Below are 26,252 nucleotides of genomic sequence, written 5' to 3' on the forward strand. Positions count from 1 at the left end.
GTCCTCTGCTCACCTTTGTGGTCTCTGCGTTCCAACCCTTTTCTGTTTTGGTCGAGATAGTGTAGCGGTAACCAGATTCATATCACAGGCAATTTATGTGTTTGCGAGCTTGTCGCCGGGGGAGATTGTGGTCCCGAGCAGAAAATCTGCCGCAGTCATCCCTCTTTTGCCAGCTGGTTGCAGGGTGATGATCTTCGCCAGACCGTCGCCGGTGCGGACGAGGAGTTCGCGTTCGGGCGTCGAGAGCAGATCGCCGGGGGACAGATGCTCGAAGGGAAGATCGCGGTGATAGGGCTGGAGCTTCGTGATGATGACCCTCTGAGGCGGTTTGCCAGCGTGATGCAGGAAGGTAAATGGATTCGGCCACGGCTGCATGGCGCGGAGATGCCAGCCGAGTTCTTCGGTTGATTTGCTCCAGTCGATGAGCCCTTCTTCCTTCTCAATACGGGGCGAGAAAGTGACCTGAGAAGGATCCTGCGGCACTGAGATCGCGATCCCCTGATCGAGCTGGTTGACGACATCGAGCGTGATGCCGACGGAGAATTCGGCCAGGCGGTCATGCAGCTGGCCGTAGGTTTCGTCGCTTTGTATGGGGGTCGTCGCGATGCCAAAGACAGGCCCGGCATCGAGTTCGCGGACGATTTGAAAAATGCTCACGCCGCTTTCTTTTTCGCCCTTCCAGATGGCGTACTGAATGGGAGCCGCCCCACGGTACTTGGGGAGGATCGAGCCATGGACGTTGATGGCTCCCAGGCGAGGGATCGCGAGCAGTTTGTTTGTCAGGATCTGCCCATACGCCGCGACGACATAAAGATCCGCGTTAAGAGCCCTGAGGTCATCGAGCGATTCTTCTGTCCGCACCTTCTCTGGCTGCAAAACGGGAATGCCGCGTTCAACCGCGAACTCCTTGAGCGGATTGACATGCTGATGATGCCCGCGTCCGACGCGATCGGGCTGCGTCACGAGTCCGACGACTTCATGCTCCGACTCGACCAGCGCCTTGAACACCGGCAACGCAAACGCCCCTGTCCCCATCATCAGAATTCGCAGTGGCAAGGTGTGGGCCTTTCATATCGAGAGAAGAGTTCATCGTCCGTCATTACTTGTTCTTACTCACTTAGAGTAATCGCTCAAACTGACGAAGGAAGCCAACGGAATGTTTTAGAGCCTGGTTTTTAAGAGTCCCGAGGAGACTGTTCGCCTAAAGCATGAGAGAGATTTTTCAATGCGTCTGTGATGTCATCACTGGTTGTCATGCGGGACAGGGAGAAGCGAAGGGAGTTGTTGGCGAGGTGTTCGGGGATGTGCATCGCGAGGAGGACGGGGGAAGGTTCGCTGGAGCCGCTGGCGCAGGCAGAGCCTTGGGAGCAGGCAAGGCCCAACAGGTCGAGGGTGACGAGGAGGGCTTCGCCGTCGTTGTCGGGGAAGGCGATGTTGGAGGTGTTGGGGAGGCGGGGAGACTGCTCGCCGTGGATGATGATGTTGGGGTGAGAGGCTTTGAGTTCGTCTTCGAAGCGGTCTCTCAGCGTGCGGATGTGTGTCGCGCAGGTGTTGAGGTTTTCGGTCGCGAGTTGGAGGGCCGTCGCCATGCCGGCAGCGAGGGTAACGAGTTCGGTGCCGGGGCGGATGCCTTGTTCCTGAAAGCCGCCGAAGAGTGTGGGAGAGAAGGGAGTGCCTTCTTTGAGGAGCAGGCCGCCGATGCCTCGGGGGCCGTGAAATTTGTGGGCAGCGAAGCTGAGGGCGCTGACGCCGATCGTGGTGAAGTCGACAGGGAGTTTGCCGACAGCCTGGACGGCGTCGAGGTGGAGCGGGACATTGTGTTGCTGGCAAAGGGTGGTGAGTGAGGAGAGTTCCTGGATGACGCCGGTCTCGTTGTTGGCCCAGAGGGCGGTGACGAAGGAGAGGTCGTCCCAGGGGAGTTGCGTGAGGGAGCTTTCGACGATCAAGCCGTTGTCGTCGAGGGAGATGAGGTGGCGTGTCCAGCCTTGTCGGACGAGGATGTCAGAGGGTCGCGACGCAGCGGGGTGGTCGCCGTCGGTAATCGCGAAGTGTTTTTTGTCGGGGCGGGCATGCGCGAGTCCGAAGAGGGCGAAGTTGATGGCTTCCGTACCGCCGCTGGTGAAGGTCAGGGATTTCGGGTGAGCGTGCAAGCAACCTGCGATCGAGTCGCGGGCGTCTTCGTAGACCTGACGGGCTTTGCGACCGAGTTGGTGTCTGCTGCCGGGGTTGGCCCAGGCGTTCTGGGAGACGCGCGTCATGACGTCCCAGACGTGCGGGTCGAGCGGGGTGGTGGAGTTGTTGTCGAGGTAGATCAAGAGGTTCACCACGAAGGCGCGAAGGAGACGATGGGGCACGAAGAAAAGTATAGCGGGAATGAGGTGGCAGGACAGGAATGGGGAGCAGAAGAAGGTTTACCACAGAGGCACGGAGGGCACGGAGTGGAAGGCAAGAAGGTTGGAGAGAAAGATGGTTCAATAGAAAAGGACACAGACTGTTGGGTCTGTGTCCTTTTTCTTGCGCTGCGTCATGTCGGCTGCGGCAGCCGACCTACGGGGAGTTCAGAAATTATGGTCCGAGGCTTTTGGCGGTGATGCCTTCCCAGTCGTCGGTGCGGAAGGGGGTCAGGGGGAGGTTGACGGCGGAGTAGACGTTGCAGATCGGGTTGTCGGCCCAGGCGTAACGGACGGCTTGAGGGGCCTTCACGTCGGGGCTGGAGACGACGATCGTGTCTTTGCCGGTGATGACAGCCTCTGCTTTGTGGAACTTCTTGTCTTCACCCGCGATGGTGAAGCCGAGGACTTCTTTGACGTCGAGCGTCTTGAGGCCTTTGCCGCCGCCATCGTGATCGAAGACGAGCGTGACTTTGCCGTCTTCGCCGATGGTGTGTGATTTCAGTGTCGGAGACGAAGCCACGACGTTGAGGCCGTAGTCTTTGGCGAGGGCGTGACGGAGGAGGCGAGAAGCGACGTCTTCTTTGTTCGGTGGGTGAATGTCGCTGCCGGTGCCGAGATCAATGATGACGGCCTCACCTGTCTTGGGGAGTTTGGCAGTCATCGTCTGAGCTTCGCGGACTTCGGCCCAGGCGGAGTCTGAAGGCTGATCTTTGACGCCCATGTAATCGGCGAGCTGGACCCAGTAGAAGGAGATGTCCTGGTCCTTCCAGTCGTTACGCCATTCACTGATCATCATCGGGAAAAGGTCACGGTACTGATACGCGCGGCCGGCGTTCGACTCGCCCTGGTACCAGATGACGCCGCGGATCGGGTAGCCGATGACGGGCGAGAGGCAGCCGTTATAGAGGTTGGCTGGACGATGGTTGCCTTGAAGGCCTCGACCAACGATGTTGCTCAGTTGTTGCTTTTCTTCTTTCGTGAGTTCTTTCTTGGCTTCGAGTTCGGCCTTCTGTGCTTCGTACTGGGCGACGCGGTCTTTCCAGCCTTTGACGATGCCTTCGGTTGATGGAGCAGAGAGAAGAGTCTTCTCGGTTGTCCAGGCTTCCGCGGCAGAACCGCCCCAGGAGTTGTTGATCAGTCCGACGGGGACGTCGATGGTTTCGAACAGCTTTTTGCCGAAGAAGTAACCGACGGCTGAGAAGCCGGGGATTGTTTGTGGGCTGGCAGATTTCCATGAGCCGTCGAAGGTGTACTTCGGCTCCTGGGCGGCTCGATTGGGCACTGTAATCAGGCGAATGTGAGGATTGTCAGCAGCGAGAGTCGCGAGGTCGCCATCAACGGAGTTGTTGATGGACCACTGCATGTTGGACTGACCCGAGCAAAGCCAGACTTCGCCGACGAGAATGTCTTTGAGAGTCTTGGTTTCGCTGCCTGCCGTGATCTTGATTTCGATGGGCTCGAAGGAAGCAGAGAGCTTGTCGCCGGTGATGCTCCATTTGCCTTGGTCGTCGGCTTTGGCAGAGTAGGTTTTGCCCTTGAGTTCGACTTTGACGTCCTGACCGGCGTCGGCCCAGCCCCAGAGATGGACGGGCTTATCGCGTTGGATGACCATGCTATCGCCGATGATGGCGGGGAGTTTGATCTCGGCTTTGAGAGTACTGGCAGACATCAGCATCACGCTCACGGCACAGAGCAGCTGGGTCCATCGGGGAGACTGTTTCATACAATTCACTCCTGGGTGGGATTTTTGGTGTCCGCGGTCACGTGGTTGAGATGTTCCACCCGTATGCCCGCGAGACAGAGCGTCTAATGATAAGGCGCCCATGACATCAATTGCTGTTTATTTGAGACATTTTGTTCGCGTGTCGCTAGTCACTTGAGGACGCGGTTGGCGATTTTCGCAGGATTTCATTATCGTGGCGATGGCTCGACGTTTGTTTCCACTCTTAAATCCTGCCACGGTTCCCACGAAGAAGCCGCTGATATGAAATACGCTCTGATTATTCCCGATGGTGCTGCGGACGAACCTCAACATACGCTCGACGGGAAGACGCCGTTCGACTTCGCGAAGACTCCTCATATGGACGAGGTCGCCCGGCTGGGGGTCGTCGGGCAGGCGGACAATGTGCCGGGGGATATGCCCTCCGGGAGCGACGTCGGGACGATGAGCCTGTTTGGGTACAGCCCGCTGAAACTCCATACGGGACGAGCACCACTGGAAGCAGCGGCTCAGGGGATCACGCTCGGGCCGCATGACTGGGCGATTCGCTGCAATCTCATCACCAGCCTGGAGGGGATGATGACCAGTTTCACAGCTGGTCAGATCCCGAACGATCTCGCAGCAGAGTTGATCAAGGCGATGCAGACGTTGGTCAAGGATGATCCGCGCTGGACATTTTTTACGGGCGTCAGTTACCGCAATCTGCTGATTTACCGCGGCAAAGAAGGGGAGCAGAGCCCCTTTGACCAGACGACGAAAACCGAGCCGCCGCATGACGTGACGGACAAGGCAGTGCAGCCCTACCTGCCCAAGGGGAAAGGGGCCGAGTTACTGCTGGATCTGATGGAGCGGAGCAAAGCGCTGTTTGCATCGCACGCAGGGAATCAGGCTCGCAAGGCAAACAACGAGCAGCCAGCCACGCAGGTCTGGCTGTGGGGACAAGGGAGCAAACCGGCGTTTCAGCCGTTTGAAGAGCGGTTTGGGGTGAAGTCAGCGGTCATCACGGCTGTTGATCTTCTGCGTGGAATCGGGCGACTGCTCGGCTGGGAGGTTGTCAACGTGCCGGGAGCGACGGGGTATCTCGATACGGACTACGCCGCCAAGGGGCGGTATGCGATCGAGACCCTTAAGAGTGGAAAAGACTTTGTAGTGGTGCATGTCGAAGCTTCGGATGAAGCCTCGCATGAAGGTGATGTGGAGGCGAAGGTGCATGCCCTGGAGCAGATCGATGCGAAAATCGTCGGGCCGGTGCACGAGTACCTGAAGTCGCAGGGAGAGTATCGCATCCTGATTTCGCCCGACCATCCGACGTTTCTACGAACAAAAACACACAGCCACGGGTACGTGCCGTTCACAATGGCAGGGACCGGAATCGAACCGGACGAAGCAACTCATTATCACGAAGGAGCCGCAGCTGGGACAGGGCTGACGTTCGATGCAGGCTGGGAGTTGATGCCGACGTTTTTCGGCAAGCCGGGAGCGTAAAGCCTGTAGGGTCTGCTGTGAGGACCGAGAATTCGCGTCGAAGCAACAAGGGCGACCAACAAATTGCAAGTCGATTGATGGTCCGCACAGCGGACCCTACAGGCATGAAAAAAGCGTTCCGAACATCAGTTGGGAACGCTTTTTTGAGGTTTTGTCAGCGCGCAGGCGCCTAAAGCATTTCGACGTCAGCAGTTAAGACTACGGACGGATAGGCGGCTGTGCTTTGTGGCAGCGTTTGCAGCGGACTTTTTTGCGGACAATCGCGCCGCATTTTGAGCAGCGGTTGTTTTTCAGGGCAAGTTTGTATTTAGTGCGTGGACGGAAGACCATGGAAACTCAGATCCTGGAAATCGGGTGCCCCCGGAACGGGACGTAGTCGGAGGACCGTGGGCCGGGAAAAATGGAAGCTTCGCAGGATAGCCGGTCGAGGGGAGATTTGCAAGCGAGTGGGGAATGGGGAAACTTTCGCTTCGCTCTGCGGAGCCGGCACTCAATGCATTTCACAAAATCGTTGACGCATGGCGGGCCAAATGAGCAGAATACTACATCTGCTCGAAATTTTGGAGTCAAATCTCTCCTCGCGTGATTTGACGAGAATAGAAGCGGACGTGTCATGATCCTCGCCCGTTGGCCAATCGGTTGTCTATTCAATCATTATTTCTTTGTTCGCTAATACTTCCATCGCGGAACTGCCTCAACTCGTTGCATCGAAGCACGCCGAAAGGAAAAGGGCACCGGAATGACACCCAAAGAACTGTTTGCCAGCATGACCGGGTCGTGGGAAGGGAATTGTAAGACTTGGTTTGAGCCGGGGAAGTTGGAGGATGAGTCGACGGTGAAGGGGACGATTGAGCCGGCGCTGGGTGGGCGGTTTTTGCGTCATACTTATGAGGGGTCTATGAAAGGGAAGCCGCGGCATGGGGAGGAGATGATGGCTTATAATCATATTGATAAGCGGTTTGAGACGTCGTGGGTAGATGATTTTCATATGAGCTATGCAATCATGTTTTCACATGGGAAAGCGAAGGAGCGAGGGTTCGAAGTTTTGGGGACTTATGACAGCGGCGAGAATACGCCGGCCTGGGGTTGGCGGACGGAGTTTGAACTGGTCAGCGACGATGAGCTGATTATTCGGGCGTATAATAAGCCGCCGGAGGAGCCGGAGGGTCTGGCGGTGGAGACGATTTATCGACGAGTGAAGTAGGTGAGTGGAACTCGTTTGAATTCAGACCGATTGGGACATTGAGAATGAAGCTGAGTTTGTGGCTGTGTCTGATTTGGATTGGTCTGAATTGCTCACTCGTCGTGGATGGGCAGGAGGTGGAGACGGCGAGTCGCTGGGTTGATCCGGAAACGGGGCGTCAGCAGGTCATCAGGATTGCGCCGGAGACGACTGTTGTCCTCGATCCGATTGATGCACAGGGGTTTCCTGATTACATCGCTACGTTTAACGCCCGCGGGAAAACAATCAAGCCGGAGGAGAATGCGGCGGTTGATCTGGCGTTGATCTTCGGCGTCTTTAGAGATGGTGTGTATGGAGTCGATGACGAGGATAATCTCGCAGACTTTCGTCGTAGTGTCTCAGAACAAATGGGCATTCATGAGGACTCAGAGATCTTGCTCACAGAAACCTACCCTGAGTATGTCGAAAGAATTCTGGAGGGGACCAGGTTGTCGCAGAAAGCTGTTGAGAAGAAGCGTCTCAGGTTGCTCACTCCTTACGATAAAGCGATCGTCTGGAAACGCAAAGACTATCCAGAGATGTTCGCATGGCTGAACAAAGAATCGACTGTTCAAGCAATTGAATCGCTTGAGAGGATGTCTAACAAAAGCAACTTCTTCTGGCCTTGCAGATTATCTGTACCCGACGCCGAGTTACCGACTTTCGATGCCATTCAGCTCGGCTATTTGACTAGTTCGCTTCAGGCAGGAAGACTTCTGGCTGTCAGTGCCATGCTGGATGCTGGCGAAGCAAGACATGCGGATGCGATTCGAAAACTGACAGCTGCTCATCGATTCGCAGAACTGCATAGGCAACAACCCCATCTGTCTGATCGCCTGTATGCAGCCGTCATTCATTTACATCTTTACTCCCGAGATCTTGCTCTGGCGCAGGATCCAGAGTTGCCGCTCGAATCACTTGTTGCCTATCAGGATCGAATAAGAAAACTAGATGTGTCCGTCACTGTGACTGAGGCTGTTGACAATTACAGCCGACTTGCGTTTCTACAGACAGTTTGCGTGATCGCAAATCGTCGGATCTACAATAATGCCTCTGTATTGGACACCATTCGACTGATCAATGCGAAAGAAGAAAAGGTCCCGTTCATCTTAAAAATTCTGACTCTGATGGAGTTCGATTTTAATGAAACGCTTATCGGCTTGAATGAGCGATTCGACGAAATCAAATCTTGGTCGATCTTGCCCAAAGTAGAACGCTTTCGGAAATACACCGAACTGGCAAAATATCGTGATAAGGAGTCGGTTCATTTGGAAACGTTTGATTCGCTGATAGGGTACTTTCTTGGAGGGCCGAAGGTCCGTGGGCAACTTTTGGCCCGCGCATTAGCCGGAGGCGATCTGCAGAACCTGGAAGGCCCTATTTGGATTGATGACAAGCTCCGCATGAGAAAAGAGCTGGTTGATATCGGCTTTTCTCTGGAGCGATACCATCGTGCTCATGGGAAGTATCCGGAACAGCTCGATAAGTTAACACCGGACTATCTGGCATCGGTTCCTGAAGACTGGTTCAACGGTGAAGAACTAAGCTACGAAGTGGTAAATGGTGAGTATCGACTTTACAGCGTCGGAGTGAATACCCAGCAGAGGGGCAAACTGTCGAGTGGTTTGTGTGTGAGTTCCAAAGGTTGGGAATGGGAGTAAGGCCTTGTCGTTTCGCAACCAATGCCTGATTTGCGAGGCACCCATTGACAAGCATTGATGAACGTGCCGGCTCATGTTGACACATGGTTGGGACCGGGTAAGGTTACGGTTCAGTACGCACCGGTTTGGGTTTTTTTGGACATCGGTGCACATGTCCCTGTCAGTTGATGGGGGCGTTTATCGGATTTCTTTTGGGTGGATCGTTATGTCGGTGTTGTTGCAGTTGTCGGAAGCGACGAAGTCGTATGGGCCGCAGACTCTTCTGGATCATGCGGAGTGTGTGATTTCGGACAATCAGAAAATCGGGTTCATCGGGAGGAACGGGGCCGGGAAGTCGACGTTGTGTCGCGTGCTGCTCGGGCAGGAGGAGCTTGATTCCGGCGAAGTGATTCGTTCGCCGAATCTGCGGGTCGGGTATCTGCAGCAGCACGATCCGTTTGTCCCGGGGGAATCGGCGCTCGACTTTTTGATGCGCGATAGCAATCAGCCGGACTGGAAGTGTGGGGAAGTCGCGGCTCGGTTTGAACTCAAAGGGCGTTATCTCGAAGGTCCGGTCAAAGAACTCTCAGGAGGATGGCAGACCCGCGTGAAGCTGGCGAGCCTGCTGCTGCATGAGCCGAATCTGCTGGTTCTCGATGAGCCGACGAACTTTCTGGACTTGAGAACGCAGATTCTTCTCGAGCACTTCCTGCTCGACTTCGACGCCTCGGTCCTGGTGGTCTCACACGACCGGTCGTTTCTGCAGGCGACCTGCAATTACACGCTGGAACTCTCGCGTGGCAAGCTGACACTCTATCCGGCCAAAGTCGAGCAGTACCTGGTTGTGCAGGAAGAGCAGAAGGAAACCGTCCGTCGCTACAACGCGACCGTCCAGGCCAAGCAAAAGCAGCTGCAGACCTTCATTGATAAAAACCGCGCCAGTGCCGCGACGGCATCTCAGGCACGCAGTAAAGCCAAGCAGCTGGAACGATTGCAGACGGTTGATGTCGAGGCGAAAGAAGCATCCGTCAAGATCCGTGTCCCTGCGGTTAACCAGCGTCAGGGGACGGCTCTGCGTTGTGAGGACTTGGCGATTGGGTATCCGGATCGCGAGATTGCCAAAGACATTCGTATTGAGATCGAGCATAAGTCGCGCGTCGCGATCGTGGGAGACAACGGTCAGGGGAAGACCACGTTTTTGCGCACGATCGTCGGTTCACTGGAGCCGAAGGCAGGTGTGATGAAGTGGGGTCATAACTGCGAGTTCGGCACGTATGCCCAACACGTCTATACGACCCTGCCACAGACCTGGACCGTGCATCAGTACCTGGAAAGCGAAGCCGCGAAGGACGTCACGACCCAGCAGATTCTGGATGTCGCGGGGAGTTTCCTCTTCAAGGGAGATGCGATTCAGAAGCCGATCAAGGTCCTCTCCGGGGGTGAGCGGGCGCGGTTGTGTCTGGCGGGACTGCTGCTCAGTTCCTGCAACATTCTGATTCTCGATGAGCCCGGTAACCACTTGGACGTCGAGACCGTCGAAGCGCTCGCGGCTGCCCTTCGTGAGTACCAGGGGACTGTCATCTTCACGAGCCACGACCGCCACTTCATGAAGCTGGTCGCGACCGATGTGATTGAAGTGAAGGATGGAAATGTCGCGGTCTATGCAGGCGACTACGACACCTACGTCTATCGCATCAATAAGGAAATCGAAGAGGGCGAGCGCGCGATGGGCGTCGTCCACAAGAAGGCCGGCGGGAAGGAATCGGTCTCGCTGAATAAAGACGATAAGAAGGCAGAAAAACTGCAGCGCAAGAAACTGCAGACGATCGAGAAGAAACTGGCAGAGCTGGATACCAGGAAGAAGGAACTCTCTGCAGAATTCGCGAAGACCGCCGCCGTCGCCGCCGCTCAGAAGATCCACGAAGAGCTGACGTCGATCGGAACGGAGATCAGTCAGCTGGAAGAAGAGTGGGCGTCGATCCAGGAAGAACTCGGGTGGGATTGACGGGGGAGGGCTTAGGGATTGGGGCTTAGCCGGAAGGGGATGCGTCTGTTTCAAAATGTAGGGTGCTGGTGAGTCTTCGGACCGCACCAAATACGTTTTCAAAGTCGTTTCAACTTTCGTCACCACATTTGGTGCGGTTCGCGGAGCCTCACCAGCACCCTACTAATCGATGGTTCAAACTTCCTTCGTTGCGTAGAATAGACGCATGGTACAGATACAGACGAGGGCGGGGACGCAGGCGGAGCGGCGGGTCGTTGAGGGCTGGCTGAAAGTGGATTACGTCAGCTGGGTCTTTGTCGGGATGTTGTTTGCCATCATCCCATTTCTGCTCTTAGGACAACTGGGCTGGAGCCTCGGGATCGCGTTCTGGCCTCACTGGGCAGGACTCTGGCAGTTCATCGGGTGGAGCATCGCGGCGTTGGTGTTTTACGTCCCGATGCGAAAGTTTGTGTTGCGTCAGCAAAAGACGAAGTCAGAGTTGTCCGCGGATCTGGAGGAGTTTGTCGTTCAGGAGATCGTGGTCGCCTACTGCGATTCGTCGAAGGTACGGGTGCAGGGGAGCGATGAAACAGCGTTACTTGTGGACCTGGGCCAAGGACGTGGGCTACTCCTGCACGGGGAGTATTTGACGCAGCACGTCACTTATGGTGCATCGACAGCGTCGGACACAATGCCGGAGTTTTTCAACGGGCTTCAGGCGCCGTGGTCGTTTCCTTCGGATCGGTTTGTACTGACGCGGTTGCCAAAGTCAGGCCGCGTGCTGGGGATCACGGTGCACGGGGATTATGTCGAGCCGGTGGAGTCAGAACTTGTGCTGCCAGCAATGGAGAAGGAGTCAGCGATTGTGGAGCGGGAGATGACGCGGTTGGGGGATTGAGTCCAGACGTTCCTGCCGACATCTTGCTGAGCCAATGGAGTGATCTGAATGAAATACACGGTTTAGTCATTCAATCCATACTTGGATTTAATTTGATCCAAGTGCTCGAAGGCGTCGATGCCAACGACGCCGTTCTTGACGTCACGATAGCTCGCAAGGATTGCCTGCACGTCGTCTTCCGAGTAGGGCTCGGGGGCTGTGTCGTCGTGCCAGAGTTCGAAGAGGTCTTCGATGGAATACGCGTCTTTGCTGGTCTGGATTTTCTCCATCGCGAAGTTGTAAAAGCGTTGAATATCGTCCTGGACGCGCGACATGGGAAATCTCCGTGTGAATTGTGCGACGCATGAATTATAATCGTCTGGAAACGCCCGTCTCCAGTCTGGTTTATTGACAGGAATGAGAAAACGATGAAGGGTCCGGGGTTACGTAGCAATTTTGCAGGGTCGCGTTTGTGGCGTTGTCCGCAAACGGGGCATGAGCTGCACACGAAGCCAAACGTGACGTCGATGGCGTCGCCGTTCGCAGCGGGGAAGTGGATGATTGCCGTTGACCCGCCACGGAATTACCGCGCAGTGGTGCCGATCGAGGATTTCGTCTCGATCGTGGAAGCAGAACCGATCGTGGAACCAGCGGCCGTTGTGGTGGAACAAGTCGTCGTGACCGAGGAGATCGTCATCGTCGAGGAAACCGCAGTGACGGATGCCAGCGAACCGAAAGTCAGCAGTCACGCTGACGAAGATGAAGCCGAGGGCGACGAAGAAGATTTCGGCGAAGGGCTGACCTGATCCTCTGCCATCGATCAGGAAATCATTGGCGGATGCAGTACAGGCTCTTCACGCCACGCAGGTAAAGTGAGTTGTGAGCAACAGCGGGAGTCGCCCAGAAAAGGTCGTTGATCTTGCCTCCCCCGACGATCTCGAACTCCGGCCCTACTTTCACCATCGCGGACTGGCCGGATTCATCCATGACGAAGAGCTGATCGCCGACGATCAGAGGACAGGCAGCGACCAGCTTCATCTCAGGCAGCCGTTTCTGATACAGCAAAGCACCGCTCTTTGCATCGTAACAACGCAGGATATTCTCAGCAGCGACGTACACAAAGTCCCCATTCGAGACAGGTGAAGCCATCCCGGGACCTGCCCGTTCAACCAGCCAGTCGCAGGTGTTGAACTGATCGTTCTTTTTCGACGGCGAAAGTTCCCCTGCCCCACCTGCACGGACGGCGAACAACGGACCTTTGGAAAACGGATCCGAACCGCCGAAGTAAATGCGATCGGCATCAGCGGCGATCGAACAGGCTGTCGGGGCTTTGATGTTGGCCACACGCCACAATTCGGACCCGGTCGACGGATCGTAGCTGACGATCAAGTCATCGCCTGAACTGAGCAGTTCGGTGCGCTGCCCATTTTTCCAGAGCATTGGCGAGCTCCAGGATGTTTCCGTTTTGGTACGTTGTGCAGACCAGACAGGCTTGCCGGTCGTCATTTGATAAGCAGCGATCAGGCCACTCTTCTGAGTGAAGTGTTGAACGAACACCAGCCCGTCGTGAATAGCGAGCGAGCTGCCTGTTCCGAAGCCATTGCTGGTCGGGAAGGCACCCAGTTCAACCTGCCAGCGAATTTCGCCCGCGTGAGAGAGCCCAACGAGAGTTCCGGTGGCTCCGAAAAAGGCAGCGACTCCTGATTCGTCAGCGACCGGGGATTCGGTGGCATACGTGTTGGATGGGTGAATGGGAAACTTCGGCTCGCCGACAACAATGCTCTTGGCCCACAGAGGCTGCCCTGTCAGCGCGTTGTAGGCGTGAACCTGCCAGTCGATTGTGGTGTTGGGAGCGGAAGTAAGACCTCCCAGCCCCATGCTTTGAGGGAGTCGCACACCACCTGCAAAGTCTTTGGGTGTCAGATCTTTCTCTGAGACAGCGGTCGTCAGAAACAAAGTTTCGCCGATGATGACCGGCTGCGACCAGCCCGTGCCCGGGACATCGATTTTCCAGGCGAGGTTCTCCTGTTCGGACCACTGTCTCGGGAGCATTGCATCCGCGACCTGTCCGTTACCGTTGATGCCTCGAAACTGTGGGAAATCGGCTGCGAAAAGGCTCGAACAGCTGAATGCAATGAACAGGCCAAGACTGCGAAGCATAAGAGTCCCTTTCGAGGCACACACGAGAATGCGGAGCGTCTCAGGGATTATAGCCACAATGCAAACAGCAATCTCAAGGAGCAGCCGGGAATGACGTGACGAGGTCATTGAGAAGCTTGCAAAGGACCTCGACCGTCAGGTGCATGTCAATCGAATCGCGGCCGGGCTGGCCTTTGACGTAGCGGTAGCGTTTCATCGAGAACATCGTGCCGGTTTGCAGTTCGAGCATGACTTCGAAATACGCGGTTCCATCGGGAAGAGTGTCCGGCTTGATGGAACGAACGAGGACCTGACCGGCTTGCGGGTCAAATTCGAGCGGGCCGAGTTCTTCCAGCAGATAGGTGATTTTCCGACTGAAGTTCCGCGCCCAGTCCTGCAGCTGGTTGTAAGTGGCATTCGCAAGGAACGGGCCGCCCAGACGGATCTCGGCGATCGAACAGCTGAGGCGATCGATCGCGGTGACGTCGACCTCGCAGTCCACAGCAGCATCGCGGGCAGAAATCGTCAGCGGGACTGAACCAGCCCAGCCTGTCTGCGCTTGCAGCGATTGTGTGAGGGACGTCAGGAACGACATAAAGGCATCCTTCCGGTCTCCCGCCGTTGAGCACAGTGGGAGACACGTAGCCGATAAGTTTCATCGACATTTACCTGACGATGAAATAAGGCCAACTGATAAATTGTGGTCTGCAACAGGAGTGTTGGGAAGGGGTGATTCTGCGAAAGTGGGTTACTTGCGGGGTTCCAGACGGTGTTTGTGACCGTCGTAGGAGATGACGGCGGGCTTTTCGTCGATGATGGTCTCGAGATTGACCGGACGTGCCCACAGGCGGTGAATGTTGATCAGCGTGTCGTAGGCTTCGTCGAGTTTGAGTTCGACACCTTCGAAACGGTGTTTGAGCAGCAGCTCGCCGCGGTTCAGGTAGTTGCCATCGACGACATAGATGAATGGTCGGCCGTAGTTTGTCAGATTGCGCAACAGCTGTTGTTTGATTTCTTTGAATTCGCGGGAGGCGATCTCGTAGGTTTTGTTATGTTCGTTGTAGGCGAACGAGAACATCTTGTTACGACGGCAGAAGTCTTCTGTCAGGAAGGTATCGATGAACGTGACATCGTTATGGATCTTGCGGACTTCGAAGATCTTTTCTCGACCTTGGCCGTGGCCGTTGTCCCAGCGCATCTTCTCTTCGTGATCTTCACACTCTTCCCAGTCACGGCCGAACTGGCCTTTGTTCCAGCGTTCTTCGATGTCCTTGAGAAGCTCGATGCCGAGTTTATAAGGATTGAGTCGAGTCGGGCTGGAGGCCATCGTGCCGGAGTGGTGGTCGGCGTAGTGAATGACTTCCGAGTCCTTCAGGCCGTGGCGGGTCATGATCGTCGAGTGCCAGTAACTGGCCCAGCCTTCGTTCATGATCTTGGTCTGGCCTTGAGGGGCGAAGTAGTAGGCTTCGTCACGAACGATGGAGAGGATATCGCGCTGCCAGTCACGCAGCGGTCCATGCTCGATCAGAAACAGCAGGACGTCTTTGGTTGGCTCGTTGGGGAACGAGAGAATGTCATCCTTCTTCTGTTGTTCAGCAGCTTTGTCCTCGGCTTGCTTCCGCAGAACATCAGGCGGGTTGATGAAGTCATCCATGTACCCCTTGGACGCGAAACGACCGGAGCTGTTGTTGGTGTTCTGGTCCTCTTTCTCGGGGGCTTTCATCGCCGCTTTGGAAAAATCGGGACGACGACGGATGTGTGGCGAGTGAATATCGATGAGGTCTTCAATCGACAGACAGGAATCAATAAATTCCTCGACGACTTCATAACCGTACTGGTCGATGTAGCGACTGATTCTCGCGGCGTGGTTGGCCATCTGGTCGAGCATCTTGCGATTCGTCGGGCCGAACCAGGCGTTGTTCTTGAAGAAGTCGCAGTGGCCGTAAACGTGAGCAATAACGAGCTTCTGATCGACGATGTCGTTGCAGCTGAGAAGATAGGCGTAACAGGGATCGGTGTTGATCACCATTTCGTAGATCTTCTGCAAGCCGTACGAATAGCCTTTCATCAGCTCATCGAACTCCGCCCCGAACCGCCAATGCGGATAGCGAATCGGAAACCCACCATACGCGGCGAACATCGAAAGCTCTTCGTAATCGAGCATCTCGAAGATCGTCTCGTAGAAATCAAGGCCGTAATTGGCCGCGATCTCTTTCATCTGATCCTGAATGTCGCGGATTTCAGAAGGGAGAGGTCGGTGGGTGGAGATTGCCATGGGGAGGCTCGCTGTAAATTAAAATGCATTCACCACAAAGGCTCGAAGGACACGAAGGTTCACAAAGCCAATCAGTCAGATTCTTCTTCGTGAAACTTGGTGTCCTTCGTGACTTTGTGGTGAACTGGCTTTATCTGCCCTTGCCAAGGAACGACTTAATCGAGTCATAGATGCCATCTTTGCTGGCAATCTCTGACAGAATCAGTGAATCAAACTTCGACTCGACCTTTTTCAACTCCCTCAAATAATCACCCGAGCCATACGGGCTGTCGACCTGGCCGTAGCAGAAGAGGTTGCACTTCGGCAGCAGGTCGGCGGTGAGCATCTTGAGGCATTCGATGTTGTCTTCGCCCCAGTTGTCGCCGTCGGAGAACTGGAAGCAATAGAGGTTCCAGTCGTCCAGTGGGAAGTCACGTTCGATGACCTTAAGGGCACCGCGATACGCAGAGGAAATTCTCGTCCCGCCCGATTCTTTGACGCGGAAAAAGGTGTCTTCATCCACTTCATGCGCAACGACATCGTGAACGATGTAGCGGCGCTGAATACCGCGGTATTGGCTTTTCAGCCAGGTATCAATCCAGAAAGCCTCGATGCGAACAATCTCTTTCTGGTCATCGGTCATCGACCCGGAAACGTCCATCATGTAAACGATCGCCGCGTTGGCTTCCGGCTGGGTGACGGTCTTCCAGGATTTGAATCGCTCATCATCCTTAGTCGGGAGAATTCTTGGTTCAACCGAGTTGTACTCGCCGGTCGCGATCTGGCGTTTGAGGGCCTGTTTGTAAGTCCGCTTGAAGTGACGCAGCGCATCCGGACCCGTGCGATTGATCGAGGTGTATTTGTCCTTGCTGGTCTTAATCGCTTCCTGTCCCTTGGGAACGATATTCGGAAGTTGAAGCTCATTGGCCAGCATCGCGGCCAGCTCTTCAAACGTCAGCTCGACCTCGCGAACATGCTGCCCCGGCTTATCGCCCGCTTGTCCTTGTCCATCCGCCGGGTCGTCCCCCTGCCCCACTGGCTGACCGACTTCGCCTTCCCCCTGCCCCGTCCCGCCCGAGCCTTTCTTGCCATGACGAAAATGGGGGATATCGATATTGGAGACCGGGATACTGACGGTCTCTTTCCCCTTGCGGCCCATCATATCGCCGTGATTGATGTATTTACGAAGGTTCTGCCGCACCTTGCCCCGGACAATGTGCTTGAAACGCTGGAGATCGATATCGATGTTACGGGACATGGGTTACTCGTTTGTTTCTTCCATGACGCCGAAGATTTGGTTGGGCGTTATGGAAAGTTCATTCAACAGAGGAGACTTGATAACTTCGTTTTGACTGAAAGGTCCGAGGTCGTGGTAGACATTGCCTTCGAGCTGACAAACGGTGACGATCTTTTTCTGCATATCGACGATCCAGTATTCCGGAACGCCATTTGTCGCATACTCTTCACGTTTTTCGATGTAATCACGATTTCGTCCATCATTACCTGGTGAGACAACCTCTACCAAAAGCCGGGCAGTGTGCGGATACTTCGCTCCTGGCTTTTTATCACCTTGAGCAATCACGAGGATGTCGGGCTCGCGGTAGATTTGATCTGCGACATGAAATCGCAATGGAGCAGTCCTTGCCTGTCCAAGGTGGCGTGCAAGGACATACTCACGGATGCTTGCATAAAGGAAATCTACGATTGACTGATGATCCCAAGTCGTCACAGGCAGAAACTCCAGACAGCCGTGATTGAACTCAATTAAGCCTTCGACATCCTCCAAAGCCAGATATTGCTCTACGTTCCATTCGCCTTGACGAGGAAAAAAACGAGCCATCTCCCAGGTGGGTGATCCTCGATGTGAGTGAATGGCTTCTACCGCCGGGTCGACTAGCGAAGCCTTTGAGAATAAGAGGTCAGTCGTTGACATGAGGAAGTTCTGCTGCATGAAAATTGTGGTAACTTAGATCACGAGAATGAGATCTTCTCACAGGGAAGATTCTCATTCCACCATTTGCTTTGAAGTCACAGGGGGTTCACACCCCCCGCTCGCCTCACAGACAGGAATGTCTGTGCTCCTTTCAGCGATCAATGCTTCACATCCCCCCGGGCGAAGATGCTTGCGACGTACTGCAAAACATCTGTCGCTGATTCGTCGTTGTAGCCATAATTCTTGATCAGCCGGCCTTTGACGATGTCGATCTTTTCCTGCGTGTCGGCGTCGATGACATTCGAAATCAGGCTGGTGAGTTTGATCGTGTCTTTCTGGTCTTCGAAGAGTTTCATCTCGAGCGCCTTCTGCAGACGTTCGTTCGTGCGGTAATCGAACTTCTTGCCATCCAGCGACAAGGCTCCGATGTAGTTCATGATCTCTCTGCGGAAGTCATCCTTGCGGGTCTCAGGAATGTCGATCCGCTCTTCGATCGAACGCATGAGACGCTCATCCGGTTCCTCATCCTGGCCGGTGTATTTGTTCTTCACCTTCTCCTTGAGGGTGTAGGCTTTGACATTATCGATGTAATTGGCACACAGGCGATTGAGCCCTTCTTCATCGGACGCGATCGCTCGCTGCACCTCATTTTTGACGATGTCGGTGTACTCCTCCTTGATGACAGAAACCAGCTGTCGATACTGCTCGCGCGTATCTTCGTTGGGGATCAGAGAGTGATGCTTTAGTCCCTCTTCGAGTTCGTTCATCACCATGAACGGGTTCAGGCTGGTCGAGTCGGAGTTTGCAACCAGCGCATTCGAAATCTTGTCCTGCACGAAGCGTGGCGAGATGCCATGCAACCCTTCCGAGCGGGCCTCTCGACGCAACTGCTTGACGTTGTCCGCCGTGAAGTTCGGCAGGGTCTTGCCGTTATACAGCTTCATCTTTTGCAGCAACGTCAAGCCATGGTGCTTGGGTTGCTCCAATCGCGTGAGAACGGCCCACATCGCGGCGATCTCCAGCGTGTGAGGGGCAATGTGCTTGCCACGGACCCGTCGCGTGTTGTAGTCCTTCTGGTAGATCTTGATTTCTTCGGACAGCTTGGTGACGTACGGAATGTCGATCTTGATTGTCCGGTCACGCAACGCTTCCATGAACTCGTTGGACTGCAGCTTGCGATACTCCGGCTCGTTGGTATGACCAATGATGACCGTATCGATATCGGTCTGGGCGAACTTCTTCGGCTTGATCTTGTGTTCCTGCGACGCCCCCAGAAGGTCGTATAGAAACGCGACATCCAGCTTCAAAACTTCGATGAACTCAATCAACCCGCGATTGGCGATGTTGAATTCCCCATCGAAGTTGAACGCGCGAGGATCGGATTCGCTGCCGTACTCTGCGATCTTGCGATAGTTGATGTCCCCCGTCAGCTCCGTCGAATCCTGGTTCTTTTCGTCTTTCGGCTGGAACGTACCAATTCCCACTCGATCCTGTTCGGACAGGATGACGCGTCGAATGACAACCGATTCGACGACCTTCGTCCAGTCGCCATCGGCTTCTTTGAGGCGTTCCTGATAGTAGTAACGAGATAGCGGGCAGATATCGCCATGGATCTCGACTCTGCGCGGATCGTGTTCCCCTTTGCCTTCATTGAAGTAATCGCAAATCTCGGCTCGATACTTCTGCGGCACGAGTTGCAGAGGCTCGCCGTTCATCGGATCCCAGACGATGGTACCGTCATCCTGTTTCCAGCCGAAGGAATAAAGTGCGCCCTGGTCAGTGCGTGAATAACGCTGCAGCCCCTGCTTGAGAAGTCTCGCAATGGTCGACTTCGACGATCCAACCGGGCCGTGAAGCAGCAGCACGCGTCGTTCCGTCCCATACTTCAAAGCCGCCGATTTGAAGACGTTGACGAGTTCCATCAGCTGCGTGGTCAGGCCGAAGATCGCGTCTTCCCCATCGTTATGTGGATCGTCAAAGAACTTGTAACGGATCTGTCCATCCTTGCTTCCTTCAACCGGATAGGTTCCGTCTTCCATGATCATGTCGTACAGACGCTGATAGGCTGTCCGTGTCGTGTAAGGCTTCTCTTTGACGAGGTCGAGATACTGCGAAAACGAACCTTCCCAGTGTTCCTGACGGAAAGAGTCTTTCGACATCTTGGAGGAAATCTGAGAGAGCAGTGATGAACTTGCCATGAGTCGAATCTCCCGACTGCTTGCACGCAGCCATTCAAAACCTGCCACGATCAGTGTGGTGGTGTTCGTTGCAATTTGGATAGTGAACTTTGCCCTGTCGGCATTGTTGTTACGCAGGGGCGCACGCGAACGCTGGCTGGGCGGTATCGGAATCTCGAACGCAGCGATTGACGAATGTGTCAACCGGTCACAGACGCGTGATCACGTTGAGTAGACAATGGCTGGACAGAGTGAATGAGAGCGCCAAAAGATCCGCAGAATGACTTATCAGTCGATCAGCGCAGCGGTAGAAGGACATTCTGCCGGAGGTCTGATGAAAGCAAGCCCGTACTCATGGTGTCGTACATGAAAAAAACTGACCGCGCAAAAAAAGTCCGCCAGTTCTTTTCTCTGTGATGAACTCGTGTGGATGAAACACGGCTCGATCCTAGAATTCGAAAGAACGACGGAGAGGAGACTCGACCATTACAGAAGCAGAGCAGGATCCGCAGACCCTGATCAGCGGTCCCGTTCAATGGGAAACTGATCACGGCTCGGAAGGACTGACGGCCCAGGCATGGCAGAGAAATCTTCATGCTGATCACAACGTCCTGTCGGTTGATGTTGCAGAACCAATGATGTTCTGGTTTGCAAGCATCGTGACTGCCAGGCGTGATCGCGATCGGTCATCGTCTGACAGTGAAATCCTTTTCGAGGTTCGGCCGGCGCGTCTCTCAAAGAGCGGATAGCCGACCAAACCACACGACATTATCCGGAAACTTATACGACAAGGCAATAGCATTTTCCTTTCTGATGTTTCACGAGTCGTGTTGAGTCGCGAATATCATGAGAGAATCGACTGTCTCAATTCGTCGTCTCATGATGTCGAAAGACATCGAGATTCGGTGCCCGCAAAAGTGTCGTCACACCGAGAACACACTGTCGCGATATGAACTCCGTGTTCAGCCAGAATCCTGTGAATTTCTCGGCGTTTCGCCAATAAACGCTCATGGCACGCCGTATGCAACTTTATTCATCCATGGCTCAAGGGAAAGGCCATCAACTGTCGAATGCACCAACGACAATTCCAAGGAGATCAGTCATGTTTCGCTTCATCAAGTACGCTGCACTTTCACTGGTGATCGTCGCAGCTTCTGTGAGTGTCAGTCAGGCCGGCGGTTACCACGGTCACGGTCATCATCATCATGGTGGCTATGGCGGAGGTTACTACGGAGGCGGTGGTTACGGATATGGATACAACGGCGGTGGCTGGGGTTATGGCTATGGCTATCAACCGCGCGGCCACTTCGACTACTACCCAACGAGCATTTACCGTCACGGCAATCACTTCCACGTGCAGCCAGGACACTACCATTATCACCGCGGCGGTCACGGCCGCTGGTAACAGTTGTCCGAAGAGTGGGTCTGTTCGATATGTAGGGTGCTGGTGAGGCTTTGCGAACTGCACCAAATGCGGACCCAGAGTCAGTTCAAGTTTGAATCCCCATTTGGTGCGGTTCGAAGACTCACCAGCACCCTACTTTCATGAAACGGCTCTTACCCCAACTCACAAATTTTTCACCCAACCAACGTCAATACTCATACGCCTGACAGCCGATGATTTCTGTATTCACCTGATGTTTTTAACGGAGCAGGACCATGAAGATTTCCATCATCCCGATACAGTGACCCTCGGCTCAGAGTTCACTCAACGCAAATAAAAACACCCCCGGCTGTCGTCTTTGACAACCGGGGGTGTATGTTTTTTGGGCTGCAGCAGACCTGCTTATGTTTGCGTCACTGGTTTGGGTTTTGAGAGAATTTGATCCAGGCTGCCAGCCCCAGAGCCGTTGGCCATGATGAAGAGCATCGCTCCGCCCAGGCCAAGGTTTTTCATGAATTGAATGATCTGGTCTTGTCGCTGTTCAGCAGGGAATGTCCAGAAGTCATGGAAGTAGTACGTTGCCAGTACCAGGAAGACGAATAACAAACCCGCGCCGAATCTTGCTTTGAAGCCCAGGAGAACGCTGACTCCTCCGACGATCAGGAAGGCAATGGCACCAGCGAGGAGAATCTGAGGCTGTGGGACGCCTTGTGATCCCATGTAGGTCGCGATGTTGCTGTAATTGGGAATCTTATTTCCAACCGCAGAGAGCAGAAAGATTGTGACCAGAAACAAACGTCCGAGAACGCTGATGGCGGCTTGCATGGGAGTAATCCTTGATAATTGCGATGTGATATGCGGGTGTCATAAACAGAAAGAAAAACAGAGTTGCCTGACGCTTTTGGACGTTATCGAATGTCAGCCGTTGCCTATCGCCCACCCTCATCCGCCCTTCGGGCACCTTCTCCCCTCAAGGGAGAAGGGACAGAAGGCGGCTCCCCTCAAGGGAGAAGGGACGAAGCACGGATCGCGTAAAGGATCAGGTCATGTCATGTCGAACAGCAGAACTTGTGAGTTGGCTTTCGAAGTGACTTTCAATGCCGTCTCTTCGGTCAGACCAACCCCGTCGCCGGCGTGCAGATCGTGGCCGCCGACGGTGACATTACCTTCGAGGACTTGCAACCAGACGTGATGCTTCGAGTCGAGCGTGACGTCGAGGGACTTGTCTGCATCCAGACGAGACAGGTAGACCTTGGCATCCTGCTGGATACTCAACGATCCTTCTGCTCCATCCGGTGAGGCAACCAGGACAAGCTGATTCCGTCGGCTTTCCAGATCGATTGCTTTCTGTTCGTAACCGGGCTCTAAACCACGGGCACGAGGGAACAGCCAGATCTGGTAAAGGTGCACCGACTCATCGACAGACGGATTGAACTCACTGTGACGGATTCCAGTCCCGGCGGACATGCGTTGGAATTCGCCGGGACGCAGGACTTCGCCATGGCCGAGGCTGTCTTTGTGTTCGAGGGCGCCCGAGAGGACGTACGTCAGGATTTCCATGTCACGGTGACCGTGCGTCCCGAAGCCCTGCCCCGGCGCGACCACGTCTTCGTTCATCACGCGGAGTGTTCCAAAGGATTCCCAGTTCGGGTCATAATAATCGCCAAACGAGAAGGTGTGATAAGTATCAAGCCAGCCGTGATTAAGGTGGCCGCGGTCAGTTGATTGACGTAGGGTGAGCATGACAGACCTCCCGATCTGTTGGTGAATCGTTGTTAGTAGGAAGAGAGAATCAGCGAGCCAGAATTCCGCCGTCGACAGGAATGGAGATCCCTGTCACAAAGGAAGCCGCATCGCTCGCCAGGAACATGACAGCACCAGCGATATCCATCGGAGTCGCAACTCGTCCCATGGGGTGCATCGCAGTCATCGCCGCGATGTTGTCTGCGTTTCCGCCACTGACGCGGTCAAACATTTCCGTTTGTGTCACCGCCGGCGCGACTGTATTGACGCGAATCCCGGCAGCGGCATATTCGAGGGCGGTCACCTTGGTAATTCCTTCGACGGCAAACTTGGACCCTGTATAGACGCTGACATTGGGCATTCCGACGTGTCCGAGGACGCTCGTCGTGTTGATGATCACGCCGCCTCCCTGTTTGAGCATGACCGGAATCTCATACTTTTGTGACAGCAGAACACCCAGGACGTTGATGCCGAAAACATGTTCATAGTCCTTGACCTGAAACTCAGTGACTGGTCCTGCGGACTCGACTCCAGCATTGTTGAAGGCGATATCGAGGCGACCGAATTTTTCGACCGTCTTCTCGATCAGGTTTTTGACGTCGCTTTCTTGAGAGACATCCGTTTTGACAAAGAGCCCCTTTTGTCCGGTCTTCTCGATCTCTGCGACGACGGCATGGCCTTCCGCTTCACGTCGACCCGCGACTACAACATTCGCTCCCTGCTTGGCGAATGCGATGGCGGTGTCTTTGCCAATGCCAGATGTGCCGCCGGTAACGAGGACGACTTTTCCTGAGAAATTCATGGCTCTGCTCCAAAAGGTTTAGACCTGAAATGTCTTCAACTCAACAGTTGATGTGTAAACCTTAAGTCGAAAATTTTTTCTTTCCCTTACACGCCCTCGCTCCGAATTTTTTCCAGCAGTCGACTGAGCGTGCGCATTTCGTCCTCGGAAAGCATCGAGAGGACCTGTTTATGGGCCTCGTACAGCGGTTGATCGATTTTGGCCAGCAGTTCGAGTCCTGCAGGGGTGATGTCGATAAAAACAACCCGTCGGTCTTCGTTGCAACGCTTTCGGACAACGAGATTCTGGGCTTCCAGGCGATCAACCAGCCCCGTGATCGCGGGCACGACCTGGATCATCCGGGAGGCGATTTCCAGGCTCGGAAGGGGCTTTCCTTCACCTCGAAGAATGCGCAAGATGTTGTATTGCGAAGGAGTTAAACCAAACTCCCGCATGAATTTCCCCATCCGATTCTGAAGCAGATCCGAAGTGCGGAAGAGGTTCAGGCAGGCTTCCTGTTCGAGTAACTCGAATGGCTGCCTTTTCTTGAGTTCTTGCTGTAAGCGACCGGTCGACATGATGATTACCCTCCTAATGAAACGTATGGGTGGATAATTGATATGTCAATAGACCAGAATCAATTCAATACATATGGAGCAATGTTGATGCCGTTCGCGTCGAAACATTCATCGTTCGACGGAGTTTATTCAGATATGTATCGTTTTCGTTAAGAATCGACTTGAACTGACCCTTCGGATCGAGAATACTGGATAGCTCGAACTTTTGCTTGAGTTTTGAACACCATCTCTTTCGGGGTTCCCCCCAACTCAATTCACTCGGCCACTTCGGCAAGAAGATTGAATCCTCATGCGTCCTGCGATGTTACTGACTGCACTCTGCTCGTTGCTCCTGGGGGTCTTTGTCTACCGACAGGCGACATTCACTCCTGATCCGTATGCCTGCTCGCCGGTGAAAGGTGTCGTCACCCTCGATGGCGAACCACTTGCCAACGCCTTCGTAACGTTCCATCCACAGTCAAAAAATCGTCCTTCTCTGGCGATCACCGATATCGATGGCCATTATGAATTGAGCTATTCCTCATCCAAAGAAGGTGCGCTTCTTGGTGTCCACGACGTCACGATCATGACTTCCAGTGCTGAAGACGTCGTCAATTACAATAAAGAAGTGGTCCCCTCACGCTTTCGTAAAATTCCATCGACACTGCGATTCGTTGTCGAGAAGAAAGAGAATATCTTTAACATTCAGCTGACAACGACGGCAGAAGATGTCGCAGAGCTCGAGCACTACAACAAGATCCATCCGATCTTCTATGGCGACGAATATCTGGATGGCGATGAACCCGATATCTTTTCCGTCATCGATAACAGTCAGCTGCCCAAAGACCTGTCGGCGTTGTCGGTCTATACCCCGCCGACAGAAAGCGTGATTGAAAACAAGGCGTCCGAGAAGAAGATTCAATAGCCTTACGCTGCTTTCCTGCGTTGCGAATCTCCTGCACCTGCTGCTCCGATGGACCAGCGAGCCATCGCCTGCTGGCGTTCCTGTTCTGTATAGAAATGCCGGGCGTATCGACTGTTCAACAGCTCTTCGCAAAGATCATCATTGAGTCTGATCCGACTGGCGAAACGTTTGTAAACGTCCTTGTAGACTTTCAGCTCAGCGACGTTAGCTTGGATGACTTCGGGTGTCTCTTCCATTCCCAGAAAAAGCGAGATCGCTGCGATCTTCCGGAAGTCTGGTAAGTCGGTCCGCAGGACAAGGACATCACAATGGGGATGCGACATCACGGCGTAACGATTCTCTTTATGAAATGACGCCGTGTAGAGATCAACTCCGAGTGCGCGATAAAAATCATCATCGAACCAGTTCACGATGGCGTGATGATCAAACTTGTTCTGAAAGACATCGTCAAGCTGTTGATCCGACACATCGAGTGGCGAACGTCCCGGGAAGAACTCTGAAAACCGTTCGAAGAAAGCCGAGACGTTGCGCGCGATCGGTTCGCGGACGAGAGTGATCACGCGAAACGGCGCGCGTTTGTGAATGAGGAGTTCTTCGCGGATCACCTCTCCCTGCATGAGGCATTTTGTCGGTTTCATGCCTGCTGATAGCTGTGTCTTGATCAGACGGTGAATCATGTCAGGAATCAGCGAATGAAGCTGCCAGATCGAAAACTGCGGGTACTGGCTGAGTGTCTGCGCAATCGTCGACGACGCGACTTTTCCAGGCTGGTAGATCAGAATGATCGACCGTTCCCTGCGAATGTCTCGAAGGAGAGCGCGGCGCGCACGCCGACGAATCCGGTGTTGTCGGAGGAAGTGCATGTGATGTATTCCCTGGGAAGGCAAGTCACCTTAAGCCAGTCCTGCCGTCCGAAACGATGTTGTCGAATCGAGGGCAGGGTTCATCACCTGAAACGAAGGAATTCTGCTGAGTCAGCCGATCACGCGGGGAGCGCGGGCTCAATCAGAGGAGGTGGGGGAGGGTCAGAATTCCCAG

23 protein-coding genes are annotated in these 26,252 nt (G+C 54.4%); 8 read left to right on the plus strand and 15 right to left on the minus strand.

Translation table 11 applies throughout. From position 1 onward, the window contains the following. Positions 1–93 precede the first annotated feature (93 nt). From fmt to SH248x_RS17220, 3 genes are all read right to left on the minus strand, one after another. Positions 94–1,056: a methionyl-tRNA formyltransferase gene (gene fmt / locus SH248x_RS17210; RefSeq protein WP_459555540.1), complete on the minus strand. Its 963-nt coding sequence runs from the start codon at positions 1,054–1,056 to the stop codon at positions 94–96. A gap of 119 nt (positions 1,057–1,175) precedes the next feature. After that, positions 1,176–2,354 carry a cysteine desulfurase family protein gene (locus tag SH248x_RS17215; RefSeq protein ID WP_459555541.1) on the minus strand — a complete coding sequence of 393 codons (1,179 nt, stop codon included), beginning with the start codon at positions 2,352–2,354 and terminating at the stop codon, positions 1,176–1,178. Between the two features lie 211 nt (positions 2,355–2,565). Further along, positions 2,566–4,116 carry a sialate O-acetylesterase gene (locus tag SH248x_RS17220; protein WP_459555542.1) on the minus strand — a complete coding sequence of 517 codons (1,551 nt, stop codon included), beginning with the start codon at positions 4,114–4,116 and terminating at the stop codon, positions 2,566–2,568. Positions 4,117–4,377: 261 nt separating this feature from the next. On the opposite strand from SH248x_RS17220, the gene SH248x_RS17225 reads away from it, so the two are divergent. From SH248x_RS17225 to SH248x_RS17245, 5 genes are all read left to right on the plus strand, one after another. Further along, on the plus strand, positions 4,378–5,598 hold the full coding sequence (locus SH248x_RS17225) for an alkaline phosphatase family protein (protein ID WP_459555543.1): 1,221 nt from the start codon (positions 4,378–4,380) through the stop codon (positions 5,596–5,598). Positions 5,599–6,337: 739 nt separating this feature from the next. Continuing rightward, complete coding sequence (locus SH248x_RS17230; protein ID WP_459555544.1) at positions 6,338–6,802, plus strand: DUF1579 family protein; 465 nt, start codon at positions 6,338–6,340, stop codon at positions 6,800–6,802. A gap of 299 nt (positions 6,803–7,101) precedes the next feature. Beyond that, on the plus strand, positions 7,102–8,481 hold the full coding sequence (locus tag SH248x_RS17235) for a hypothetical protein (RefSeq protein WP_459555545.1): 1,380 nt from the start codon (positions 7,102–7,104) through the stop codon (positions 8,479–8,481). Between the two features lie 205 nt (positions 8,482–8,686). Beyond that, the gene (locus SH248x_RS17240) at positions 8,687–10,465 is read left to right on the plus strand and encodes an ATP-binding cassette domain-containing protein (protein WP_459558622.1); all 1,779 of its coding nucleotides are present in this window, start codon (positions 8,687–8,689) and stop codon (positions 10,463–10,465) included. 205 nt (positions 10,466–10,670) lie between these two features. After that, positions 10,671–11,342: a hypothetical protein gene (locus tag SH248x_RS17245; RefSeq protein ID WP_459555546.1), complete on the plus strand. Its 672-nt coding sequence runs from the start codon at positions 10,671–10,673 to the stop codon at positions 11,340–11,342. A gap of 62 nt (positions 11,343–11,404) precedes the next feature. Here the strand turns inward: SH248x_RS17245 and SH248x_RS17250 are convergent, their stop codons facing one another. After that, positions 11,405–11,656 carry a hypothetical protein gene (locus SH248x_RS17250; RefSeq protein WP_459555547.1) on the minus strand — a complete coding sequence of 84 codons (252 nt, stop codon included), beginning with the start codon at positions 11,654–11,656 and terminating at the stop codon, positions 11,405–11,407. A 183-nt stretch (positions 11,657–11,839) separates the two neighbouring features. Here SH248x_RS17250 and SH248x_RS17255 point away from each other — a divergent pair, with 183 nt between their 5' ends. Beyond that, entirely contained in the window at positions 11,840–12,127 is a 288-nt protein-coding gene (locus SH248x_RS17255; RefSeq protein ID WP_459555548.1) for a hypothetical protein, read from the plus strand. 22 nt (positions 12,128–12,149) lie between these two features. Here SH248x_RS17255 and SH248x_RS17260 read toward each other — a convergent pair whose 3' ends face one another. From SH248x_RS17260 to SH248x_RS17285, 6 genes are all read right to left on the minus strand, one after another. Next, the gene (locus tag SH248x_RS17260; RefSeq protein ID WP_459555549.1) at positions 12,150–13,481 is read right to left on the minus strand and encodes a PQQ-binding-like beta-propeller repeat protein; all 1,332 of its coding nucleotides are present in this window, start codon (positions 13,479–13,481) and stop codon (positions 12,150–12,152) included. Positions 13,482–13,554: 73 nt separating this feature from the next. Continuing rightward, on the minus strand, positions 13,555–14,055 hold the full coding sequence (locus tag SH248x_RS17265; protein ID WP_459555550.1) for a hypothetical protein: 501 nt from the start codon (positions 14,053–14,055) through the stop codon (positions 13,555–13,557). A 153-nt stretch (positions 14,056–14,208) separates the two neighbouring features. After that, positions 14,209–15,735 carry a SpoVR family protein gene (locus SH248x_RS17270; RefSeq protein ID WP_459555551.1) on the minus strand — a complete coding sequence of 509 codons (1,527 nt, stop codon included), beginning with the start codon at positions 15,733–15,735 and terminating at the stop codon, positions 14,209–14,211. 130 nt (positions 15,736–15,865) lie between these two features. Further along, a complete protein-coding gene (locus SH248x_RS17275) occupies positions 15,866–16,972 on the minus strand; it encodes a DUF444 family protein (RefSeq protein ID WP_459555552.1) in 1,107 nt (368 codons plus the stop codon). 3 nt (positions 16,973–16,975) lie between these two features. Further along, the gene (locus SH248x_RS17280; RefSeq protein ID WP_459555553.1) at positions 16,976–17,647 is read right to left on the minus strand and encodes a Uma2 family endonuclease; all 672 of its coding nucleotides are present in this window, start codon (positions 17,645–17,647) and stop codon (positions 16,976–16,978) included. 158 nt (positions 17,648–17,805) lie between these two features. After that, positions 17,806–19,845 (minus strand): PrkA family serine protein kinase, encoded by a 2,040-nt coding sequence (locus SH248x_RS17285; RefSeq protein ID WP_459555554.1) that lies wholly within the window; start codon positions 19,843–19,845, stop codon positions 17,806–17,808. A 1,081-nt stretch (positions 19,846–20,926) separates the two neighbouring features. Between SH248x_RS17285 and SH248x_RS17290 the strand changes: the two genes are divergently transcribed. Then, positions 20,927–21,229 carry a hypothetical protein gene (locus SH248x_RS17290; protein ID WP_459555555.1) on the plus strand — a complete coding sequence of 101 codons (303 nt, stop codon included), beginning with the start codon at positions 20,927–20,929 and terminating at the stop codon, positions 21,227–21,229. A 381-nt stretch (positions 21,230–21,610) separates the two neighbouring features. Here the strand turns inward: SH248x_RS17290 and SH248x_RS17295 are convergent, their stop codons facing one another. The 4 genes from SH248x_RS17295 to SH248x_RS17310 form a co-directional block, all read right to left on the minus strand. Continuing rightward, positions 21,611–22,033 carry a DoxX family protein gene (locus SH248x_RS17295; protein WP_459555556.1) on the minus strand — a complete coding sequence of 141 codons (423 nt, stop codon included), beginning with the start codon at positions 22,031–22,033 and terminating at the stop codon, positions 21,611–21,613. Positions 22,034–22,252: 219 nt separating this feature from the next. Beyond that, positions 22,253–22,951, minus strand: a complete 699-nt coding sequence (locus SH248x_RS17300) for a pirin family protein (protein ID WP_459555557.1) — start codon at positions 22,949–22,951, stop codon at positions 22,253–22,255. Positions 22,952–23,000: 49 nt separating this feature from the next. Beyond that, positions 23,001–23,753, minus strand: a complete 753-nt coding sequence (locus SH248x_RS17305; RefSeq protein ID WP_459555558.1) for a Rossmann-fold NAD(P)-binding domain-containing protein — start codon at positions 23,751–23,753, stop codon at positions 23,001–23,003. 86 nt (positions 23,754–23,839) lie between these two features. Further along, positions 23,840–24,310 (minus strand): MarR family winged helix-turn-helix transcriptional regulator, encoded by a 471-nt coding sequence (locus SH248x_RS17310; RefSeq protein WP_459555559.1) that lies wholly within the window; start codon positions 24,308–24,310, stop codon positions 23,840–23,842. Between the two features lie 289 nt (positions 24,311–24,599). On the opposite strand from SH248x_RS17310, the gene SH248x_RS17315 reads away from it, so the two are divergent. Further along, positions 24,600–25,214, plus strand: coding sequence for a transthyretin-like family protein (locus SH248x_RS17315; RefSeq protein WP_459555560.1), 615 nt, complete (start codon positions 24,600–24,602; stop codon positions 25,212–25,214). 2 nt (positions 25,215–25,216) lie between these two features. On the opposite strand, the gene SH248x_RS17320 is transcribed toward SH248x_RS17315, so the two are convergent. Beyond that, positions 25,217–26,077, minus strand: coding sequence for a putative capsular polysaccharide synthesis family protein (locus SH248x_RS17320; protein ID WP_459555561.1), 861 nt, complete (start codon positions 26,075–26,077; stop codon positions 25,217–25,219). Between the last annotated feature and the right edge of the window lie 175 nt (positions 26,078–26,252).

Origin of the sequence: Lacunimicrobium album, from assembly GCF_052161635.1 — a bacterium.
Lineage (GTDB): Bacteria > Planctomycetota > Planctomycetia > Planctomycetales > Planctomycetaceae > SXPC01.

Coding starts and splice junctions, on each gene's coding strand:
- SH248x_RS17275 (WP_459555552.1), bottom strand. CDS start 16,972: ATGTCCCGTAACATCGATATCGATCTCCAGCGTTTCAAGCACATTGTC.
- SH248x_RS17250 (WP_459555547.1), bottom strand. CDS start 11,656: ATGTCGCGCGTCCAGGACGATATTCAACGCTTTTACAACTTCGCGATG.
- SH248x_RS17285 (WP_459555554.1), bottom strand. CDS start 19,845: ATGGCAAGTTCATCACTGCTCTCTCAGATTTCCTCCAAGATGTCGAAA.
- SH248x_RS17280 (WP_459555553.1), bottom strand. CDS start 17,647: ATGTCAACGACTGACCTCTTATTCTCAAAGGCTTCGCTAGTCGACCCG.
- SH248x_RS17230 (WP_459555544.1), top strand. CDS start 6,338: ATGACACCCAAAGAACTGTTTGCCAGCATGACCGGGTCGTGGGAAGGG.
- SH248x_RS17310 (WP_459555559.1), bottom strand. CDS start 24,310: ATGTCGACCGGTCGCTTACAGCAAGAACTCAAGAAAAGGCAGCCATTC.
- SH248x_RS17260 (WP_459555549.1), bottom strand. CDS start 13,481: ATGCTTCGCAGTCTTGGCCTGTTCATTGCATTCAGCTGTTCGAGCCTT.
- SH248x_RS17300 (WP_459555557.1), bottom strand. CDS start 22,951: ATGCTCACCCTACGTCAATCAACTGACCGCGGCCACCTTAATCACGGC.
- SH248x_RS17245 (WP_459555546.1), top strand. CDS start 10,671: ATGGTACAGATACAGACGAGGGCGGGGACGCAGGCGGAGCGGCGGGTC.
- SH248x_RS17305 (WP_459555558.1), bottom strand. CDS start 23,753: ATGAATTTCTCAGGAAAAGTCGTCCTCGTTACCGGCGGCACATCTGGC.
- SH248x_RS17240 (WP_459558622.1), top strand. CDS start 8,687: ATGTCGGTGTTGTTGCAGTTGTCGGAAGCGACGAAGTCGTATGGGCCG.
- SH248x_RS17315 (WP_459555560.1), top strand. CDS start 24,600: ATGCGTCCTGCGATGTTACTGACTGCACTCTGCTCGTTGCTCCTGGGG.
- SH248x_RS17265 (WP_459555550.1), bottom strand. CDS start 14,055: ATGTCGTTCCTGACGTCCCTCACACAATCGCTGCAAGCGCAGACAGGC.
- SH248x_RS17225 (WP_459555543.1), top strand. CDS start 4,378: ATGAAATACGCTCTGATTATTCCCGATGGTGCTGCGGACGAACCTCAA.
- SH248x_RS17290 (WP_459555555.1), top strand. CDS start 20,927: ATGTTTCGCTTCATCAAGTACGCTGCACTTTCACTGGTGATCGTCGCA.
- SH248x_RS17295 (WP_459555556.1), bottom strand. CDS start 22,033: ATGCAAGCCGCCATCAGCGTTCTCGGACGTTTGTTTCTGGTCACAATC.
- SH248x_RS17220 (WP_459555542.1), bottom strand. CDS start 4,116: ATGAAACAGTCTCCCCGATGGACCCAGCTGCTCTGTGCCGTGAGCGTG.
- SH248x_RS17320 (WP_459555561.1), bottom strand. CDS start 26,077: ATGCACTTCCTCCGACAACACCGGATTCGTCGGCGTGCGCGCCGCGCT.
- SH248x_RS17270 (WP_459555551.1), bottom strand. CDS start 15,735: ATGGCAATCTCCACCCACCGACCTCTCCCTTCTGAAATCCGCGACATT.